The organism is Aeromonas sp. SER, from assembly GCF_038739615.1.
Lineage (GTDB): Bacteria > Pseudomonadota > Gammaproteobacteria > Enterobacterales > Aeromonadaceae > Aeromonas > Aeromonas jandaei.
Genome location: NZ_JBCGFC010000008.1, coordinates 60,142 through 77,278, shown reverse-complemented (window position 1 = coordinate 77,278; position 17,137 = coordinate 60,142). Strand labels below are relative to the sequence as shown.

Annotated in this window: 18 protein-coding genes; 9 read left to right on the top strand and 9 right to left on the bottom strand. The window is 59.9% G+C overall.

Translation table 11 applies throughout. The features are described 5' to 3' along the window. Positions 1–113 precede the first annotated feature (113 nt). The 5 genes from AAHA41_RS13330 to deoD all read left to right on the top strand — a co-directional run bounded on the left by AAHA41_RS13330 (position 114) and on the right by deoD (position 4,908). Complete coding sequence (locus AAHA41_RS13330) at positions 114–284, top strand: XapX domain-containing protein (RefSeq protein WP_005340467.1); 171 nt, start codon at positions 114–116, stop codon at positions 282–284. A 389-nt stretch (positions 285–673) separates the two neighbouring features. After that, positions 674–1,447 carry a deoxyribose-phosphate aldolase gene (gene deoC, locus AAHA41_RS13325; RefSeq protein ID WP_033112950.1) on the top strand — a complete coding sequence of 258 codons (774 nt, stop codon included), beginning with the start codon at positions 674–676 and terminating at the stop codon, positions 1,445–1,447. Between the two features lie 109 nt (positions 1,448–1,556). Beyond that, complete coding sequence (gene deoA, locus AAHA41_RS13320) at positions 1,557–2,888, top strand: thymidine phosphorylase (RefSeq protein ID WP_323070994.1); 1,332 nt, start codon at positions 1,557–1,559, stop codon at positions 2,886–2,888. 14 nt (positions 2,889–2,902) lie between these two features. Continuing rightward, entirely contained in the window at positions 2,903–4,111 is a 1,209-nt protein-coding gene (locus AAHA41_RS13315; RefSeq protein ID WP_043851167.1) for a phosphopentomutase, read from the top strand. A gap of 80 nt (positions 4,112–4,191) precedes the next feature. After that, the gene (gene deoD / locus AAHA41_RS13310; RefSeq protein ID WP_005340471.1) at positions 4,192–4,908 is read left to right on the top strand and encodes a purine-nucleoside phosphorylase; all 717 of its coding nucleotides are present in this window, start codon (positions 4,192–4,194) and stop codon (positions 4,906–4,908) included. A 68-nt stretch (positions 4,909–4,976) separates the two neighbouring features. On the opposite strand, the gene AAHA41_RS13305 is transcribed toward deoD, so the two are convergent. Beyond that, the gene (locus AAHA41_RS13305) at positions 4,977–5,597 is read right to left on the bottom strand and encodes an AhpA/YtjB family protein (RefSeq protein WP_323070995.1); all 621 of its coding nucleotides are present in this window, start codon (positions 5,595–5,597) and stop codon (positions 4,977–4,979) included. A 120-nt stretch (positions 5,598–5,717) separates the two neighbouring features. Here AAHA41_RS13305 and serB point away from each other — a divergent pair, with 120 nt between their 5' ends. Both serB and AAHA41_RS13295 read left to right on the top strand, forming a co-directional pair. Next, on the top strand, positions 5,718–6,728 hold the full coding sequence (serB, locus tag AAHA41_RS13300) for a phosphoserine phosphatase SerB (protein ID WP_323070996.1): 1,011 nt from the start codon (positions 5,718–5,720) through the stop codon (positions 6,726–6,728). 28 nt (positions 6,729–6,756) lie between these two features. Then, positions 6,757–7,662 carry an alpha/beta fold hydrolase gene (locus AAHA41_RS13295; RefSeq protein WP_124242224.1) on the top strand — a complete coding sequence of 302 codons (906 nt, stop codon included), beginning with the start codon at positions 6,757–6,759 and terminating at the stop codon, positions 7,660–7,662. 45 nt (positions 7,663–7,707) lie between these two features. Here AAHA41_RS13295 and AAHA41_RS13290 read toward each other — a convergent pair whose 3' ends face one another. After that, on the bottom strand, positions 7,708–10,089 hold the full coding sequence (locus AAHA41_RS13290) for a PilZ domain-containing protein (RefSeq protein ID WP_071913601.1): 2,382 nt from the start codon (positions 10,087–10,089) through the stop codon (positions 7,708–7,710). Positions 10,090–10,189: 100 nt separating this feature from the next. Here AAHA41_RS13290 and radA point away from each other — a divergent pair, with 100 nt between their 5' ends. Further along, positions 10,190–11,557, top strand: a complete 1,368-nt coding sequence (gene radA, locus AAHA41_RS13285; RefSeq protein WP_323070997.1) for a DNA repair protein RadA — start codon at positions 10,190–10,192, stop codon at positions 11,555–11,557. A gap of 98 nt (positions 11,558–11,655) precedes the next feature. On the opposite strand, the gene AAHA41_RS13280 is transcribed toward radA, so the two are convergent. Next, entirely contained in the window at positions 11,656–12,036 is a 381-nt protein-coding gene (locus AAHA41_RS13280) for a PilZ domain-containing protein (protein WP_033112958.1), read from the bottom strand. Positions 12,037–12,137: 101 nt separating this feature from the next. Continuing rightward, positions 12,138–12,620 (bottom strand): Rsd/AlgQ family anti-sigma factor, encoded by a 483-nt coding sequence (locus AAHA41_RS13275; RefSeq protein ID WP_033112959.1) that lies wholly within the window; start codon positions 12,618–12,620, stop codon positions 12,138–12,140. A 330-nt stretch (positions 12,621–12,950) separates the two neighbouring features. On the opposite strand from AAHA41_RS13275, the gene hupA reads away from it, so the two are divergent. Continuing rightward, positions 12,951–13,223 carry a nucleoid-associated protein HU-alpha gene (gene hupA, locus AAHA41_RS13270; RefSeq protein ID WP_005340484.1) on the top strand — a complete coding sequence of 91 codons (273 nt, stop codon included), beginning with the start codon at positions 12,951–12,953 and terminating at the stop codon, positions 13,221–13,223. Between the two features lie 121 nt (positions 13,224–13,344). Here hupA and AAHA41_RS13265 read toward each other — a convergent pair whose 3' ends face one another. From AAHA41_RS13265 to AAHA41_RS13245, 5 genes are all read right to left on the bottom strand, one after another. Next, complete coding sequence (locus AAHA41_RS13265; protein WP_083593495.1) at positions 13,345–13,791, bottom strand: PACE efflux transporter; 447 nt, start codon at positions 13,789–13,791, stop codon at positions 13,345–13,347. Between the two features lie 93 nt (positions 13,792–13,884). Beyond that, positions 13,885–14,658: a glycine betaine ABC transporter substrate-binding protein gene (locus AAHA41_RS13260; RefSeq protein ID WP_323092213.1), complete on the bottom strand. Its 774-nt coding sequence runs from the start codon at positions 14,656–14,658 to the stop codon at positions 13,885–13,887. A gap of 128 nt (positions 14,659–14,786) precedes the next feature. Further along, a complete protein-coding gene (locus AAHA41_RS13255) occupies positions 14,787–15,209 on the bottom strand; it encodes a VOC family protein (RefSeq protein WP_323071000.1) in 423 nt (140 codons plus the stop codon). Between the two features lie 51 nt (positions 15,210–15,260). Then, complete coding sequence (locus AAHA41_RS13250) at positions 15,261–16,436, bottom strand: MFS transporter (RefSeq protein WP_323071001.1); 1,176 nt, start codon at positions 16,434–16,436, stop codon at positions 15,261–15,263. Positions 16,437–16,450: 14 nt separating this feature from the next. Then, on the bottom strand, positions 16,451–17,125 hold the full coding sequence (locus tag AAHA41_RS13245) for an SDR family oxidoreductase (RefSeq protein WP_323071002.1): 675 nt from the start codon (positions 17,123–17,125) through the stop codon (positions 16,451–16,453). Positions 17,126–17,137 lie beyond the last annotated feature (12 nt).

Sequence of the window (17,137 nt, the reverse complement as noted above, 5' to 3'; positions counted from 1 at the left end):
TGACAGGGTATAAACACGAACGCCACGGCATCTGCCGTGGCGTTCGCGTATGGAGCGGTGACAACCGTTTTCCTATCTAAACTAATAATAAAATGAGTCAAATCGGAGGTTATATGAATGAAGTGCTACTGGCGATGGTGGCCGGCTTTATAGTCGGTTTGTTGTTTTCTTTCCTCAAATTGCCAATCCCGGCTCCTCCCGTTTTGTCCGGGGTGATGGGGATTGTCGGGGTCTATCTGGGGGGGCTGGCCTACTCCTGGATCCTGACGCGCTTCTTTTCGTAAGGCATTTTTGAATGCGGATTTGCCAGATGTGAGGTACCTCTGAAATTGGCAAATCCGGCTTGCAAACAGGGGGTATCTCGGCTGAAATAGGCGTTGCCAGCAGGGTGCTGGCAATGACTAATGCTCGATGAAATCGGGTGTTGGCGGTCAAATGGAATTGATTGGGAAGTCGGGTCGGAGTTGCTCTGCCTTTCTCAAGTCTTCATGGAACCAAGTCCGCACTTTTGTAAGAAAGTGACAGGGCTCTTGCCTTATTTACAGTCGTTGTGCCTCAGCCTTCGCACTGTAATTCCATTCCCGTATAGCTGGGAATTGCTACTGCTATCTCCTTTTCGGAGCTTGTGGTGGTGCCCGGTTATCTGGATCAAATCGAGACTTTGGAGAACAGAATGAGTGATCTGAAACTGGCCGCCCAGCGCGCCCTGAACCTGATGGACCTGACCACCCTGAACGACGACGATACCGATCAGAAGGTGATCGACCTGTGCCATAAGGCCAAGTCACCGGCCGGTCTGACCGCCGCCGTCTGCATCTACCCCCGTTTCATTCCTATCGCTCGCAAGACCCTGCGTGAGATCGGCGCTGCCGACGTGCGCATTGCGACCGTGACCAACTTCCCGCACGGCAACGACGACATCGAGATCGCCGTGGCCGAGACCCGTGCCGCTGTCGCCTACGGTGCCGACGAAGTGGACGTGGTGTTCCCGTACCGCGCTTTCATGGCTGGCAACGAACAGATCGGTTTTGATCTGGTCAAAGCCTGTAAAGAGGCCTGTGGTGCCAACGTGCTGCTGAAAGTGATCATCGAAACCGGCGAACTGAAAGAAGAGGCGCTGATCCGTCGCGCTTCCGAAATCTGTATCGATGCCGGTGCCGACTTCATCAAGACCTCCACCGGCAAGGTGCCGGTCAATGCGACCCCGGAAGCGGCGCGCATCATGATGGAAGTGATCAAGGCCAAGAATCCGAAAGTCGGTTTCAAGCCGGCCGGTGGCGTGAAAGATGCCGCCGTGGCGGGTCAGTACCTGGCCATGGCCGAAGAGATCCTCGGCAAGGATTGGGTATCCGCCCGCACCTTCCGCTTTGGTGCATCCAGCCTGCTGGCCAGCCTGCTGGCCACTCTGGGGCATGGCGACAAGCCGGCCAACACCAGCGGTTACTAATAGGTTGATGAGAGGGCGGACGGCTGTCCGCCCTGTTAAGCCCCCACCTGTGGTGCGCGGGCAAGGATTCAGGCTTGTGTAACGCCAGCAATGGCTGAGGGAATGAAAGATGTTTTTGCCTCAAGAAATTATTCGCAAGAAGCGCAACGGTGAAGCGCTCAGTACCCAAGAGATTCAATTCTTCGTTCAGGGCATTACCAATAACACCATCGGCGAGGGCCAGATTGCGGCGCTGGCGATGGCGGTCTACTTCAAAGATATGACCATGGATGAGCGGGTTGCCCTGACCTGCGCCATGCGCGACTCCGGCATGGTATTGACCTGGGATCACCTCAATCTGGGTGGCCCGATTGTCGACAAGCACTCCACCGGCGGTGTGGGTGACGTTGTCTCCCTGATGCTTGGCCCGATGGTCGCCGCCTGCGGCGGTTTCGTGCCGATGATCTCCGGCCGTGGCCTGGGCCACACCGGTGGTACCCTAGACAAACTGGATGCCATTCCCGGCTACCAGACCTCGGTCGACAACGATCGTTTCCTGAAAGTGGTGAAAGAGGCGGGTGTCGCCATCATCGGCCAGACTGGCGATCTCGCCCCGGCCGACAAGCGTATCTATGCAGTACGTGACATCACCGCCACCGTCGAATCTGTCGCCATGATCACCGGCTCCATCCTTTCCAAGAAGCTCGCCTCCGGGCTCGAAGCGCTGGTGATGGATGTGAAAGTGGGCTCCGGCGCCTTTATGCCGACCTTTGAAGCCTCCGAAGAGCTGGCCAAGAGCATTGTGGCCGTGGCCAACGGTGCCGGTTGCCGTACTTCAGCGCTCTTGACTGACATGAACCAGGTGCTGGCCTCCAGCGCCGGCAACGCGGTGGAAGTGCGTGAAGCGGTGCGCTACCTGACCGGTGAATATCGCAACCCGCGGATCCACGAAGTGACCATGGCGCTGTGCGCCGAGATGCTAATCTCCGCCAGTCTTGCCAGCGACGAACGCGATGCCCGCGCCAAGCTGCAGGCGGTGCTGGATAACGGCAAGGCTGCCGAGATCTTCGGCCGCATGGTGACTGGCCTGGGTGGTCCGGCTGATTTTATGGAGCGTTACGACGCTTACCTGCCCAAAGCCGCCATCGTGCGCCCGGTCTTCGCGGCCAACAGCGGCTTCGTGACCGCCATGGATACCCGCGAACTGGGTCTGGCCGTGGTCGCCATGGGCGGCGGTCGCCGCGCTGCCGGTGACAAACTTGATTATGCGGTTGGTCTGACCGACTTTATCCGCCTGGGTCAGAGCGTCGATGCTGACAAGCCGATCGCCATGATCCACGCTCAGACTGAAGAGCAATATGCTCAGGCTGCCAGCATGGTGCAGGCGGCTGTCCGGATTGGTGGCGAGCGGCCCGAGGCACTGCCTGAAGTGTACCGCCGTATCACCCTGGCTGATTTGTAACAAGGGGAAGTCCCATGAAACGTACCTTTATCCTGATGATGGACTCTTTCGGTATCGGCGCTGCCGCCGACGCTGACAAGTTCGGAGACACGGGCGCCAATACCCTTGGCCATATCGCCAAGGCGTGTGCGGCTGGTGAAGCGCAGGGCCGTGGTGCCCTCAATCTGCCGAACCTGAGCAAGCTGGGCCTCGGCCACGCTTGCGAACAGGCTTCCGGCACCTTCCCGGCAGGTCTTAAGAAAGATATCGAGGTGGTCGGTGCCTACGGCTACGCTCAGGAGCTCTCCTCCGGCAAGGACACTCCGTCCGGTCACTGGGAGATCGCCGGTGTGCCCGTACTGTTCGAGTGGGGCTACTTCAAGGATCACACCAACAGCTTCCCGCAGGAGCTGCTGGATGCCATTGTCGAGAAGGCCGGTCTGCCGGGTTATCTCGGCAACTGCCACGCTTCCGGTACCCAGGTACTGGACGATCTGGGCGAAGAGCATATGCGCACCGGCAAGCCGATCCTCTACACCTCTGCCGACTCGGTGTTCCAGATCGCCTGCCACGAAGAGACCTACGGCCTCGAGAAGCTCTATGAGCTGTGCCACATCGTGCGCGAGCTGCTGGAGCCCTACAACATCGGCCGCGTTATCGCGCGTCCGTTCGTGGGCAGTGGCAAGGGCAACTTCAAGCGTACCGGCAACCGTCACGACTACTCCGTGCTGCCGCCGGCACCGACCGTGCTGGACTACATGAAGGACGCGGGTGGCCAGGTGGTCTCCATCGGCAAGATCGCCGACATCTATGCCGAGCAGGGCATTACCAAGAAGGTGAAGGGTACTGGTCTGACCGAGCTGTGGGATCGCACTCTGGAAGAGGTTAAAGCAGCCGGAGACAACACCATCGTTTTCACCAACTTCGTCGACTTCGACTCCTCTTACGGTCACCGTCGCGACGTGAAGGGCTACGCCGATGCGCTGGAGTATTTCGACTCCCGCCTGCCGGAGCTGTTCGACCTGCTGCAGGATGGCGACGTGGTGGTGCTGACCGCAGACCACGGTTGTGACCCGACCTGGAGCGGTACCGACCATACCCGCGAGTACATCCCGGTACTGTTCTACGGCAAGCCGGTCAAAGCCGGTTCCGTCGGCCGTCGCGAGACCTTCGCCGACATCGGCCAGAGCATTGCGGCGTACCACGGTCTGCCCAAACTGGCATACGGTACCAGCTTCCTGTAATTTACCCGCCCGCCACTCCGGTGGCGGGCAATTTTAATAAAGACAATAAAACTCAACCCAAGTGTGAAGGAATCAAGAGAATGGCAACTCCTCATATCAATGCGAAAGATGGCGCCTTTGCTGATACCGTGCTGATGCCGGGCGACCCCCTGCGCGCCAAGTACATCGCCGAGACTTTCCTGGAGAACGTCGAGCAGATCTGCGACGTGCGCAACATGTTCGGCTTTACCGGTACCTACAAGGGCCGTCGTATCTCCGTAATGGGCCACGGCATGGGTATCCCCTCCTGCTCCATCTACGCCAAAGAGCTGATCACCGATTACGGTGTGAAGACCCTGATCCGCGTCGGCTCCTGCGGTGCCGTGCGTGAAGATGTGAAACTGCGTGACGTAGTGATCGGTATGGGCGCCTGCACCGACTCCAAAGTAAACCGTCTGCGTTTCAAGGATCACGACTTCGCTGCCATCGCTGACTTCGACCTGGTTGCCAATGCTGTGCAGGCTGCCAAGAACAAGGGCGTTGCCGTGCGCGTGGGCAACATCTTCTCCGCCGACCTGTTCTACACTCCGGATCCCTCCATGTTCGACGTCATGGAAAAATACGGCATCCTGGGTGTCGAGATGGAAGCCGCCGGTATCTACGGCGTAGCCGCAGAGTACGGTGCCAAGGCACTGACCATCTGCACCGTCTCCGACCATATCCGTACCGGTGAGCAGACCACCTCTGAAGAGCGTCAGCTGACCTTCAACGACATGATCGAAATCGCACTGGATTCAGTCCTGCTGGGCGACAAGTAATCTCCTTGCGAATAAAAAAACGGCGGCCTGCGGGCCGCCGTTTTTTTATCTGCTCTCTGTCCGGGCCATCAGTTTTCCGGTGGCGGGGAGGGGGGCGTACTCTTTTTCTTGTGCTTGCGCACCCGCATGTAGTTGCGGCGAATGCCGTAGGAGATGAGTACGCCGGCCAGCAGGGCGACCAGCAGCATCAGTCGCTGTTTCTCCTGTGTCACCTTGAGCAGGGTATCTTTGTCCGCCAGGATCTGCTGCTCTTCCAGCGTGATGCGCAGATAGCCGAGGGTCTGGGCTCCGTCCTGGATCTCCTGCACGAACTGGATGCGTCCCTTGCCCTGTTCCGGCATCGACTTGTTGTCGCTGCCGATGGGGAGCAGGCTCTCCAGCGGTACGGCCTGCTCCGACTGGGCGAGCGGGATGCCGCGCCCATCATAGAGGGTGACATCGAGGATCTCCGGCTCGGTCGCCAGATCCCGTGCCAGTCGCTCCAGCTCGCTGCTGTTGTCCTCCTTGATCCAGCGCTTCATGTCGCGGGCGGCATAGGCGACCAGCGCCTGGGCGCGGTTGCGCGCTTCGCTGTGCAGGGCGGCCTGACTCTCTCCCTGCATATGGAGGAGCACAACCAGTACCCAGCAGCCGAGCAGCAGGCCGGCTACCAGACTGAGCACACGTTTGATGGGAAGATGACGCTGCAAGCGCGAGACCTCATGCTGACCGGAAGTTGCGGGATCTTGGCGCTTGCCTGCGCAAAAAGCAATACGCTACTCTGGGCCACTATTGTTAACCCCTTGATCACCATGGAAGGCGTATCGCTTATGTTGTTGTCCCGGCTCCCCACCTCCTTATCCGAATGGCCCGCCCAGCTGTCATCTTCCCCCTGGTGGCAGCTGACCCCGGATGCCCTGCAACCAACCGGGACGCCCCTTGCGGCTGGCTGGCTGGTGCTGTTTGGCAAGGCAATGGGGCCGGCCTCTCTGGAAGAGCTGGCGCCCTTGTTGGCTGAGCACGGGGTGGCGGCGACCCTCTATCCGGCGACCGAGGTAGCGGGTTGCCCGTTGCTGCTGCTCGGTACCGACCGCTTCTCTCCCGAGTTGGTGGCCGTGCTCAAGGAGAGGGTGTGGGAGGTCGATCTCTGTCATTTGCCCGCGCTGCCTACTCTGAGTGAGCCCGGTCTGTTGGTGATGGACATGGACTCCACCGCGATCCGCATCGAGTGCATCGACGAGATAGCACGGCTGGCGGGGGTGGGCGATCAGGTTGCCGCGGTGACCGCGGCCGCCATGCAGGGCAAGCTGGAGTTTGCCGACAGTCTGCGCAATCGGGTGGCGCTGCTTGAGGGGGCGCCTGTCGCCATCCTCGATGAGGTGGCGGCATGGATGCCCTGGATGCCGGGCTTGCAGCTGATGGTCGATACCCTCAAACAGGCGGGGTGGCGTGTTGCCATCGCCTCCGGCGGTTTTACCCGCTTTGCCGGCCAGCTGCAGCGGGAGCTGGGGCTGGATGCCATCTTCGCCAACGAACTGGCGGTGGAGGGGGGCCAGCTGACCGGCAAGGTGAGCGGGCGCATCGTCGATGCCAGCGTCAAAGCCGAAGTACTGCAGCAGCTGGCGGCCGAGTATGCCATTGCGCCCGCCCAGACCGTGGCCATCGGCGATGGCGCCAACGATCTCAAGATGATGGCGGTGGCAGGTCTTGGCATCGCCATCCATGCCAAACCGCTGGTGCGGGCGCAGGCTGCTGCCACCCTCAATCACCACGATCTGGAGGGGGTGCTCTGCCTGCTCTCGGCACGCGCCTGTAGCGAAAGGCGCTGGGATCGCCCCTGATATTGTTTCATGGAGGAAACCAATCGAAATGGAATTGTTGCAGCAATCACTCTTTGTCCCCTGCGGCGAGCATCAGTTACACGTCCGTCATATCAAACCGGGGGCGGCCGTTCATGGTGAACCCATCCTGATGGTGCACGGCGCCATCGAGAACGGTCGCATCTTCTATACTGAGTCGGGCAAGGGGTTGGCCTGCTTTCTGGCTCGCCACGGCTTTCAGGTTTATGTCGCCGATCTGCGCGGGCGCGGGCTCAGTACCCCCGCCATCGCCGAGCAGGCGGAGCACGGTCAGCATGAACTCATCACCGAGGATCTGCCCGCCCTGCACCGCTGGATTGCCGCGCGCCACCAAGGCTTCAAGGTGCACTGGGTGGCTCACTCCTGGGGCGGCGTCATCATGGCCTCCACGCTGGTGCGCTTTCCCGAACTGGCGGAGCAGGTGGCCAGCCTGCTGTTTTTTGGCACTAAACGCGGTGTGTCGGTGCAAAATCCCGAGCGCTGGTTGAAGGTGGATCTGATCTGGAACCGGCTGGCCCCCTGGCTGGCTCGTCGCCGCGGTTTTCTGGCTGCCCGGGATCTCAAGATTGGTGCCGATGACGAGCCGCTGCGCTACCTGCAGGAGACCATCCCCTGGGTCAAGTGCGGCCCCTGGCAGGATCCCCACGACGGTTTTGCCTATGACGAGGCGGCTGCCCGGGTCAACTGGCCGCCGCTCTGGATGATCTCGGCCAAGGCGGACAAGGTGCTGGGCCACCCCACCGACGTGCGCCGTTTCAGCGACGAGATGGGCTCAAGGACCCGCCATACCCGGCTTGGTCGGGACAACGGCAACCGGCTCGATTACGACCATATCAATATGCTGACCGCCCCGCAGGCGCAGGAGGATCACTTCCCCCGGATCCTCGACTGGCTGCTGGATCCGCAGGCCGCGTGATAAAAAAACAGGGCGCATGAAGCGCCCTGTTTCTTGTGGCCGGGATCAGTTGAGTGGCGGCGTGATGCCGAGGCGGAACAGGGTCGCCTGGGTGGTGTCGGTCAGCTCGCCGACCCCGACGACGCTCCAGAGCTCTTCCTCCAGCTTTTTCGCCTTGTGAATGGCAAATTTGGCGATGTAGTCCAGCTCGTTGGCAATGAAGTTGGTGTCGGGGCGCCCGGTGCGGGAGACGCCGACCAGCACCGAGTAGAACTCCCCTTCCTGTAGCGCCAGCTCGATAAACTGGCGTTTCTCCTTCACGCCGGTGAACTCGCTGGCGAGACGGCTGCGGAAGATGGGCAGGCCCGCTCTGGTCTGGATGCTGGCGATGTAGACCTCCTCCTCTTTCGGCTTGTCCTCCCGCTCTATGCTGCGCAGCGGCGTCATCAACAGCTCCTTGAGCAGCTCTCCCTGAAACAGCGGATAGAGGTTCTCCTGCTCCGGCAGCTCGGCGCAGGCGGTGAGCAGCCGTTGCAGGCTGCGCGGCTTGAGCGACTTGCCGATGGAGGCGGGTTTGGGGGCCCCCTTCAGCTTGTTGATGTAGACCGGCGAGTTGAACAGGTGGTGGGTGTAGATGTTGCGCAGGGCGCGGGCCAGCCCGCGGTAGCGACGCTGCTCCTGCGCTGCCTTGAGCTTGTTCTGGTTGCTTTCGATCAGCAGGCTGAAGAACTGGCGACCTGTGTGGCGATCGGAATCCCCCTCGATGCAGAGATGCAGCACGGTACGGGTCATGTTGAGACTGACCAGCCGATAGGAGAGATGCTGCAAGTCCATGCTCTTGGAGAGCTCCTGCAGGCGGGGCAGGGCAATGGTCACCACATCGTTTTTCTCGCCGACAAACGCCTCTTCCAGCTCGATCTGCAGGCCATGGGCCGAGATGTCGCGGGTCCAGCCCAGCCAGGACTTGCCGTTGTGGTGGATGGCGACTGCCGTCTTGTGGATGTAGCGCAGCTCCTTGCGCAGCTGGACATAGTGCAGGGTCTCGATCTCGAAGGGGGCAACCCCCTGCTCGTGGCCAAAACGCTGCAACTCGTTGGCGTTGCTGCCAGCCTCCCCCTCCTGATAGAACTCTTCGCGCTGGGACTCCTGACTGATCTCCTGCAGCAGGCCGCAATAGCCAATCTGCTTGAGTCGCTCGAGCAGCAGTATGTCCTGCAACTGCGGGTTTTCGAGCCCCTGCAGCTGGCCGACATCCGCTTCGAGCAGTTCGCACGCCTCCAGCGTGAACTTGTAGACGCGCCAGCTGGGGCGGCGTGAGCCCACTTGGAAGAAGAGGGCGGTCAGGCCGCTCTGGCGCAGCTCTTCGGCAGTTGCCGAGAAGAAGTAGATGTGGCTGCGCACCGTGTGGGTGAAGCAGTAGATGAGGGTTTCGCTGGTGGCACCGGGGGCGGGGCAGAGTCGCTTCATCCGCTCGGCATTGAAGAGCCCCGCCAGCGCATCGCGGTTCTTCTCGTCACGCCAGTACTCCAGCAGATGCTGGTTGTTCTCGGTGCGCAGGGCAATCTCGAGGCAGGGGCTGTCGCCGGTCCCGAAGAAGAGCGGCATGCCGGTCATGCGTGGCAGGTAGAACTGCTCGTACCCCTTGATGATGGCGGCCGAGAGCAGGTAGTCGACGCTGACCCGGTAGCGCACCTTGTTGACTTCGATGAACTCTTTCAAAAAAGCGTCAAAGGCGGGTTGCTCGCCAGTGCGCACCAGCCGCAGCCAGAATTTTCCCTCTTTGCTCTCTTCCCCGAGGATCTGGTAATTGACCGGTTGGTGCAGTACCGGGTTGGGGTTGTCGCGTTCCAGCCCGGTGAAGAAGACCTCGACCTGAGCGCCGGTATGGTAACTGGGCAGATAGGGCACCGAGATGCGCATCCCGCCGAGGGAGAGATCAGAACTCTTGGCAAACAGCTTTTCACCATCCGGCAGCTTGAGCAGTACCGGCGAGCTGAAGTGCATCCGCTCCTGGCGACGGCCGTAGTAGCTGGCGAAGGCGATGGTATTGACATCGTATTGCCTGAACGGACTGGCCGGCGGGGTGAGGTGGCCATCGACGCGAGCGTGGTGCTGCTGTTTTTGCCACTGTTGCAGAGCCTCGTTGACCCCTATGGTATAGGCGTCACGGTAGAGATAGCACTGGGACTGGAACAGGTTGATTGCCTCGGCCGGCATGAAGTGGGTAATGCCGTCGAACTCATGGATCAGACACTCATCTGCCAGCTCATCGCGCATGTCGATGACCCTGCGGCACGGAGAGCATTTGCGTTTTAGCTCCATTTTGAGCAGAAAACGGCTATTGCTGTTCTCTTCCTGGGTCATGCGGTTGAAGATCTCCTCGAAATCTTTCTCCCGCAACAAGGGGACAAGTTGTTCAATCAGATATTGTTGGTGTTCTGAATCCATGTGTTCCTGCCACGGAAAGTCACTTTTCCGATTCTGGGTTTGATCTGTCGGTCGCAAACAAGTATATCAAGCAGGAATTCATCCTGTCCCCGAGTTATCAATGGCCAAAAATAAAACTGCTTATGTTTGTTCCGAATGTGGTGCCGACTTCACACGCTGGCAGGGCCAGTGCAGTGAGTGCAAGGAGTGGAACACCATTACCGAGGTGCGCCTCGGGTCGGTAACTCCTGCCGGCAAGAGTGCCCGCTATACCGGTTATGCCGGTGCAATTGGCAGTCAGGTGCAGACACTGGCAGAGATAGCCACTACCGAGATCCCCCGTTTCTCCTCCGGTTTCAAGGAGCTGGATCGGGTACTTGGCGGCGGCGTGGTGCCGGGCTCTGCCATTCTTATCGGCGGCAACCCGGGGGCGGGCAAGTCGACCCTGTTGCTACAGACCATGTGTGGTCTGGCCGAGCGGATGAAAACTCTCTATGTCACCGGTGAGGAGTCGCTCCAGCAGGTAGCGATGCGCGCCAATCGGCTCGGCTTGCCTACCGACAAGTTGCGGATGTTGTCGGAGACCAGCGTCGAGCAGATCTGCCTGATTGCCCAGCAGGAGCAGCCGCAGATCATGGTGATCGACTCCATCCAGGTGATGCATGTGGCGGATGTGCAGTCGGCGCCCGGTTCCGTCTCGCAGGTGCGCGAGGCCGCAGCGCTGCTCACTCGCTATGCCAAGCAGAACCACGTGGCCATCTTCATGGTGGGCCATGTGACCAAGGATGGCACGTTGGCCGGCCCCAAGGTGCTGGAACACTGTATCGACTGCTCCGTGCTGCTCGACGGTGGCCATGACTCCCGTTTTCGTACCTTGCGCTCCCACAAGAACCGTTTCGGAGCGGTCAACGAGCTTGGCGTCTTTGCCATGACCGGGCAGGGAATGCGGGAGGTCAGCAATCCCTCTGCCATTTTCCTTAGCAGGGGAGAGGAGCAGGCGCCCGGCTCCATCGTGATGGTGATTTGGGAGGGCACCCGACCGCTGCTGGTGGAGCTGCAGGCATTGGTGGATTACTCCCAGCTCTCCAATCCGCGCCGGGTGGCGGTGGGGATGGATCACAACCGGCTCGCTATGCTGCTGGCGGTGCTGCATCGCCACGGCGGCTTGCAGATGGCGGATCAGGATGTTTTCATCAACGTGGTTGGCGGCGTCAAGGTGGAAGAGACCAGTGCTGACTTGGCCCTGCTGCTGGCCATGGTCTCCAGCTTCCGCGACCAGTCGCTGTCCAAGGATCTGGTGGTGTTTGGCGAGGTCGGACTCTCCGGCGAAATTCGCCCGGTGCCGTCCGGTCAGGAGCGACTACAAGAGGCGGCGAAACACGGTTTCCGCCGCGCCATCGTGCCGCACGCCAACGCCCCCAAGCACCCTATCGAAGGGATGGAAGTGGTGCCGGTCAAGAAGTTGTCTGATGCGCTTGAGGCGCTGTAAGCCTATGCAGCCAAAAGACTATGTGTTGGGATGCATGTAAATAAGAAGAGCGCCGAGGCGCTCTTCTTATTTACGGGATTACGGGGAAATATGGAACGTCAGGGCTGGCTGTGTTCCAGATGCTCGCTCAGCAGCTGTTCCAGCTCCCGGTGCAGCAGCTCCTCATCGCCCACATTGAGTTCGATCATCCGCCTCAGGTGTGTGGCGCTGTCGATGTCGATGTGATGGCAGTAGAAGCCCAGCTTCTTGCTGGCCTCATGGTTCAGCTCTACCTGCATCTTGATCTCGATGTCACTGCCGCTCAGGACAAAGCTCAGCTGGTACTCTTTGTTGTCATTGCTCACCCAGTCGTCAGGCCGGATTAGCAGCGCACCCTGCAGGGAAATATCGACAAGCTGAGTGCGCCACTTGCGTTCCCCCTGCGTGAGTTCAGCCATGGTCAAGTAGAGGATCCGTGCAAAACGGCGGCGCTCAGACATGCTCATCTCCTTGTATGCAATCAGTGTGGACCCGATGGTCATTGCTTTGAGTGTAATCCACCTTGACTGCCAGTATCTTGAACTTGCTCCGAAAATGGCGTTCAAGCCTGTTGTGCACTAAGGGATTCCACCACATGGAGTGCCTTGACCAGACGATCTTCCTGTTTGAAGCGCTCTTCCAGCACCGGTCCCAGTTCATTGAGGTCATCATCAAGCAGCAGCAGTTGGGCTTCATCGGCCTCACTATATTTGTCGTTGAACTCGAGAGCCAGTTCGGTACTGGTGCGGATATGGGGATAGATGCGCTTGGCGAGCTCCAGCGTTTCGCCGCTGGCCTGCTCGAAGGCGGTGACCACGTGATTGTAGATTTCGAAGTGGCCTGCGCTGACGTAGTCGACCAGTCTGTCACAGAAGTGCTGCAGCTCTTCGGGTTTGGGCAGGCATCGCTGTTTGGTTCGGGCCGGGGTAAGGCCAGCCAGCCGCATGTATTCGACCAGCAGGGCTTGCCGTGCATCCAGCCAGTCGTCGATAGCCTTGTGTTTTCCTGCCAGCGCCTGTTTGGTCTGTTCCAGTTTCGTCAACATAATCCCTCCATGGGGCAAGGCCGGGCGATTGATGGGGCTTCCTAGCCGTTTGAACAGTGACACACCCTATAACTAGGGAAAATCTGACCAAGCGTCAATAGGCTTGCCGGGATATTGTTAAGTGGTATTGAGGTGGGTGTCAAATTGAGCTTATTGAAGGGCGAGAGGCCGGTTGGTTCAGGGTTTTTCAGGGCTGGAATGTGACTTTTTCCGCAGATCTTGATGAAAACCCCAGCGTTTGACGCCCCCTGCTCGATAAAGCCTTTGCTTGAGCGTTTTTTTTTGCATAGAGTGACCCAGCGCTAAATGCCCGATCATAAAGGAAATGTTATGAACAAAGCTCAACTTGTCGATGCGATTGCCGCCAAAGCAGATCTGAGCAAAGCTCAGGCCAAAGTGGCTCTGGAAGAGATCATCAATGGTATTACCCAGAGCTTGAAAGAAGGTGATGCTGTGCAGCTGGTCGGTTTTGGCACCTTCAAGGTCACCCACCGCGCAGGCCGCACCGGCCGTAACCCGCAAACTGGTAAAGAGATCCAGATTGCTGCAGCCAACGTGCCTTCATTCGTGGCTGGCAAGGCTCTGAAAGACGCCGTCAAGTAAGTCTTAAAGTCTGTTTTGTCCAATGCCAGTCAGCTTGCTGACTGGCATTGTTTTTATTGGGGCTTTCAGTTTTACCCTTCCATCTCACCTACCTTGGTTTGCGCAAGGAGCACTCTGCGCGTCAGGCCGTTTGCTGCGCGGTCGCTGGCAATGGCCAGATCCGCTCATAGGCCCAGGTAAAGAGAATGATGTAGACGAGGTAGAAGGCGACGAAGCCGAGATCCAGCAGTAGCGCTTCCCATAACCCCAGATCGAGCCAGAACATGACGCAGGGGAGGGAGAGCATCATAAAGCTCGCTTCGTAGCCAAACGCATGCAGGAAGCGATCAAGAGGGCGCTTGTTGGTGCGCCCGCACAGAGCCAGCAGCGCCTTGTCAAACAGCAGGTTCCAGCCATAGGTCCATGCAGTGGCGACGATGGAGAAGAAGATCGCCAGTGAACCGACCTCGGCGACACCCTGGCCAAACAGCTGGCTGATAAGCGGGGCAACCATGGCCAGACCAATGCCTTCATAGAGAACCAGATAGCGGAGCCGATCCGAAGTGGTGCGCAGATGGGTACTACTCATGGGTGATGTGCCTCCTGTGGGAGGCGCATTCTAATCAGGGGTTGGTTAAAAGAGAAGCGATGAGATCGCTTCCCTTGCCATGACTGCGGTACTTCAGGCAGTTTGCCCTTCCAGCCAGCTTCTGGCGACCTGATCGAGTGGTTCCCCCAGCCGACTGACACGGTGGTCGAGCTGCTCAATGGTGGCATTGTCAAATCTCAGCCCATCGAGATGGCTGATATCTTCGCTGGCCAGCAGATGAAGCCGATCGCTGCGCGCCAGCAGCACCGCCCGATCTACCCCGCCGAGCAGCCCTTTTGGCTCTTTCAGTTCACGGATCCGGTAGGTCGCGTGCAGGAACTGGGGGCGCCACACGGGGACGACCGCCCAACGCTCTTCTGCAACGGCCCGCTCATATGCCGCGAGGCACTCCTCTTGCGACCCGTTCAAAAAACGGTAACCGGCGGTTTCCAGGCCATATTCCGCCATGATCTGGCGGGAGAAGCGGCTGATGCCCGCCCCCGGGCCAATCCCCTGGATCACCGGTGTCATGCGCTTTCGCACTTCGGGGTGCAGCAGATCCGCCACCTCGGCGACCTGATCTGCGGGCACATAGTCCGGCACTCCCCAGAGGGCATAGGGTTGATAGTGGAGCCCGAACTCGCGGATATCGACCTGTTGCTCGACCTGCTCCTTGTAGATGCCGTGGCTGGAGGGCAACCATGCCGATGCTAGCATGTCGATCTCTCCGCTGGCCAGTCGGGCAAAGTTCGCCTCATGGGGGGCGTAGCTGCGAGTGACCCGATAACCGCGCAGTTCGAGTGTGGTGGCGACCAACGCCCCGGTCATGCGGTGAAACGATAGATCGGTAATACCAAGCCGGATCATGGGGCCGTCTCCTTTGTGCGATTGCTGAGTGGTGTTCGAGTGCGTCACTGCCCGCGCGGTGAGTGATATGCTCGTTGCCGCCAGCGTGACGATGGCGGCGCCTCCTTTGATGAAATTGCGTCTGCTGGTCATCTCTTGCCCTCTTGGGATGTGTCATCCAGAAACAGCAGCTCAACCATGACGCCGTTGTTGTCCTGCAAAAACAGCTGCAGCTCGCCCCGCTCCGGGATCAGGCGGCTGACAAAAGGGATATCAAGGCGCAACAGGCGGGCCTGTACCTCGTCAGCACCTTCGGCGCGCAGGGAGATATGGTCGATGCAGCCGCTGCCGTGATCCTCGCCCCGCACGCCGAGATAGCTTGCCAATCCCTCGTCGGTGCCGCTGGCCACTAGATGCAGCAGTGGGCGGCCATCGGCATAGAGCCAGCGGCCAGCGAAGGGGAAGGGAGGGCGAACCCCCTCCTGCAAGCCCACTACCTCGCGATAGAAGGCGACGGTTTGCTCCAGCGCGCGGGTGCGCAGCGTGAAGTGGTCGATGGCGCGTATGGTCATCCTGACTCCTGTTAGCCCCCTCTTGGGGGCGATGGTCATGGCGAAAAAGGGTCAGCAAGCTAGGGCTGCGCGGCGGCTACGCTCCTGGCTCAGGATAAACAGCAGTCCTGTCAGCGGAACCAGTGCGGCAAAGAAGGGCAAGGCGGCCGGGCCGAAGTGGCTGTCGACCACAGTGCCGCCGATGATCCCCCCCAGCGCATTGGCGATGTTGAATGCCGAGATATTGGCCGTGGCTGCCAGCTCGGGAGCTTGCTTGCCATATTTCATGACCCGCATCTGCATGGCGGGCAGGTTGGCAAAGGTGGCAACCCCAAACAGAAAGGCCGCGATCAGGAACAGCAAGGAGTAGTGCTCTACTGCACCGAGCAACAGCAGCGCCAGAATGGTCAGCAGTGGCCATAGCAGCAGAGAACGTTTCAGATTGCGGTCGGCGCTGTGACCACCAATATTGTTGCCCAGCACCAGACCCAGACCGACTACCACAAGCACGCCGGTGATTGCGGAGCGATCGAATCCGGCAACCTCTTCTGCCAAGGGGGCAATGTAGCCGTAGAGCGTCATGAAGCCTGTCCAGCCAAGCACGGTGAAGAGCAGGCTGGCGAGCAAGTTCCAGTTGCGAAACGCAGCCAGTTGACTGGCGATGGAGGTGGGGAGCTCCTTTGGCTGGTGTTCGATGGCGACGGCGATGGCCAGCAGGGCGACCGCCCCCAGAGCAGCTACGGCCATAAAGGTGGTATGCCAGTCAAAGCTGTTGCCGATCCAGGCGCCAGTGGGAACGCCGAGTACGTTGGCAAGGGTGAGGCCGGCAAACATCTGACCTACCGCTCGCCCGGCCATCTTGTCTTGCACCATGCGCGTGGCAACCACGGCGCCGATGCCGTAGAAAGGCCCCTGTGTGAGACCGGCCAGCACCCGGCTGATGGCCAGGATCAGGTAGTCGTCGCTAAAGGCCGAGAGCAGATTGGCGACGATAAACAGCCCCATCAGGCCCATCAACACCCGTTTTTTATCGAAACGGGCCAGCCAGAGGGTCAGGATGGGGCCGCCAATGACAATGGCCAGTGCATAGACGGTAATCAGGTTGCCTGCGCCACCTGCGCTGACCCCAAGGCTTTCGGCCACTTGTGGCAGGATGCCTGCTATCACGAATTCGGCGGTGCCAATCGCAAAGGCCGAGAGCGTCAGGATCCAGATCTGGCTCGGTAATCGGTTGGTGTGGTTCATCATGGTTCCCCTGCGGTTCAGTTGATGAGGGCTCCGCCATCGAGATCGATGGTGGCGCCGGTCATAAAGGGGTTGTCGATGGCCAGCAGGTAGCCTGCGGCGATGTCCTGCGCGCGGCCGTAGCGACCGGCAGGCAAGGTTGTGGCGGCCCGCTCCAGCATGGCCTGGCGTGACTCGGGGGACATCGCCTGATAGGCGCTGGTGTCGGTCAGGCCCGGGCTGACCACGTTGACCCGCAGGGGGGCCAGCTCGCGCGCCAGGATTTTTGCACTGGCCTCCAGCGCCGCATTCATGGCAGTTTTGACCAGCGTGCCGGGCACCGTTTTGCGGGCCAGAAAGCCGGAGGTCAGCGTAATGCTGCCATTGGGCTTCAAGTGCGGGGCGGCAGCCTTAATGATGGCAAGGGTGCCCCAGAATTTGGTGTCGAAGGCCGATTTGGCGGCGGCGTTGTCGAGGGCCAGAAAATGGTCCCCCGGCGCCTGGGAGCCTGCGGTGATCACCAGATGATCCAGCGGGCCATGGTGTTGGAAGAATGCCTCCAGCGTGGCGGGGTCGGTCACATCGACCCCGTCGCGGCGACTGGCTGCGATCACCCGGCCGGGTCGGTTGCTCAGGGCAGCGACGACCGCCTCACCAATGCCACTGTGACCACCGATCACCACGGAGAGCGTTTGTGCAGTAAATGACATCATCGATTCCTCTCT

What these genes read in the sequence shown, in the direction of transcription:
- AAHA41_RS13330 (WP_005340467.1), top strand. Translation starts at nt 114, where the DNA reads ATGAATGAAGTGCTACTGGCGATGGTGGCCGGCTTTATAGTCGGTTTG.
- deoC (WP_033112950.1), top strand. Translation starts at nt 674, where the DNA reads ATGAGTGATCTGAAACTGGCCGCCCAGCGCGCCCTGAACCTGATGGAC.
- deoA (WP_323070994.1), top strand. Translation starts at nt 1,557, where the DNA reads ATGTTTTTGCCTCAAGAAATTATTCGCAAGAAGCGCAACGGTGAAGCG.
- AAHA41_RS13315 (WP_043851167.1), top strand. Translation starts at nt 2,903, where the DNA reads ATGAAACGTACCTTTATCCTGATGATGGACTCTTTCGGTATCGGCGCT.
- deoD (WP_005340471.1), top strand. Translation starts at nt 4,192, where the DNA reads ATGGCAACTCCTCATATCAATGCGAAAGATGGCGCCTTTGCTGATACC.
- serB (WP_323070996.1), top strand. Translation starts at nt 5,718, where the DNA reads ATGTTGTTGTCCCGGCTCCCCACCTCCTTATCCGAATGGCCCGCCCAG.
- AAHA41_RS13295 (WP_124242224.1), top strand. Translation starts at nt 6,757, where the DNA reads ATGGAATTGTTGCAGCAATCACTCTTTGTCCCCTGCGGCGAGCATCAG.
- AAHA41_RS13290 (WP_071913601.1), bottom strand. Translation starts at nt 10,089, where the DNA reads ATGGATTCAGAACACCAACAATATCTGATTGAACAACTTGTCCCCTTG.
- radA (WP_323070997.1), top strand. Translation starts at nt 10,190, where the DNA reads ATGGCCAAAAATAAAACTGCTTATGTTTGTTCCGAATGTGGTGCCGAC.
- AAHA41_RS13280 (WP_033112958.1), bottom strand. Translation starts at nt 12,036, where the DNA reads ATGTCTGAGCGCCGCCGTTTTGCACGGATCCTCTACTTGACCATGGCT.
- AAHA41_RS13275 (WP_033112959.1), bottom strand. Translation starts at nt 12,620, where the DNA reads ATGTTGACGAAACTGGAACAGACCAAACAGGCGCTGGCAGGAAAACAC.
- hupA (WP_005340484.1), top strand. Translation starts at nt 12,951, where the DNA reads ATGAACAAAGCTCAACTTGTCGATGCGATTGCCGCCAAAGCAGATCTG.
- AAHA41_RS13265 (WP_083593495.1), bottom strand. Translation starts at nt 13,791, where the DNA reads ATGAGTAGTACCCATCTGCGCACCACTTCGGATCGGCTCCGCTATCTG.
- AAHA41_RS13260 (WP_323092213.1), bottom strand. Translation starts at nt 14,658, where the DNA reads ATGATCCGGCTTGGTATTACCGATCTATCGTTTCACCGCATGACCGGG.
- AAHA41_RS13255 (WP_323071000.1), bottom strand. Translation starts at nt 15,209, where the DNA reads ATGACCATACGCGCCATCGACCACTTCACGCTGCGCACCCGCGCGCTG.
- AAHA41_RS13250 (WP_323071001.1), bottom strand. Translation starts at nt 16,436, where the DNA reads ATGATGAACCACACCAACCGATTACCGAGCCAGATCTGGATCCTGACG.
- AAHA41_RS13245 (WP_323071002.1), bottom strand. Translation starts at nt 17,125, where the DNA reads ATGATGTCATTTACTGCACAAACGCTCTCCGTGGTGATCGGTGGTCAC.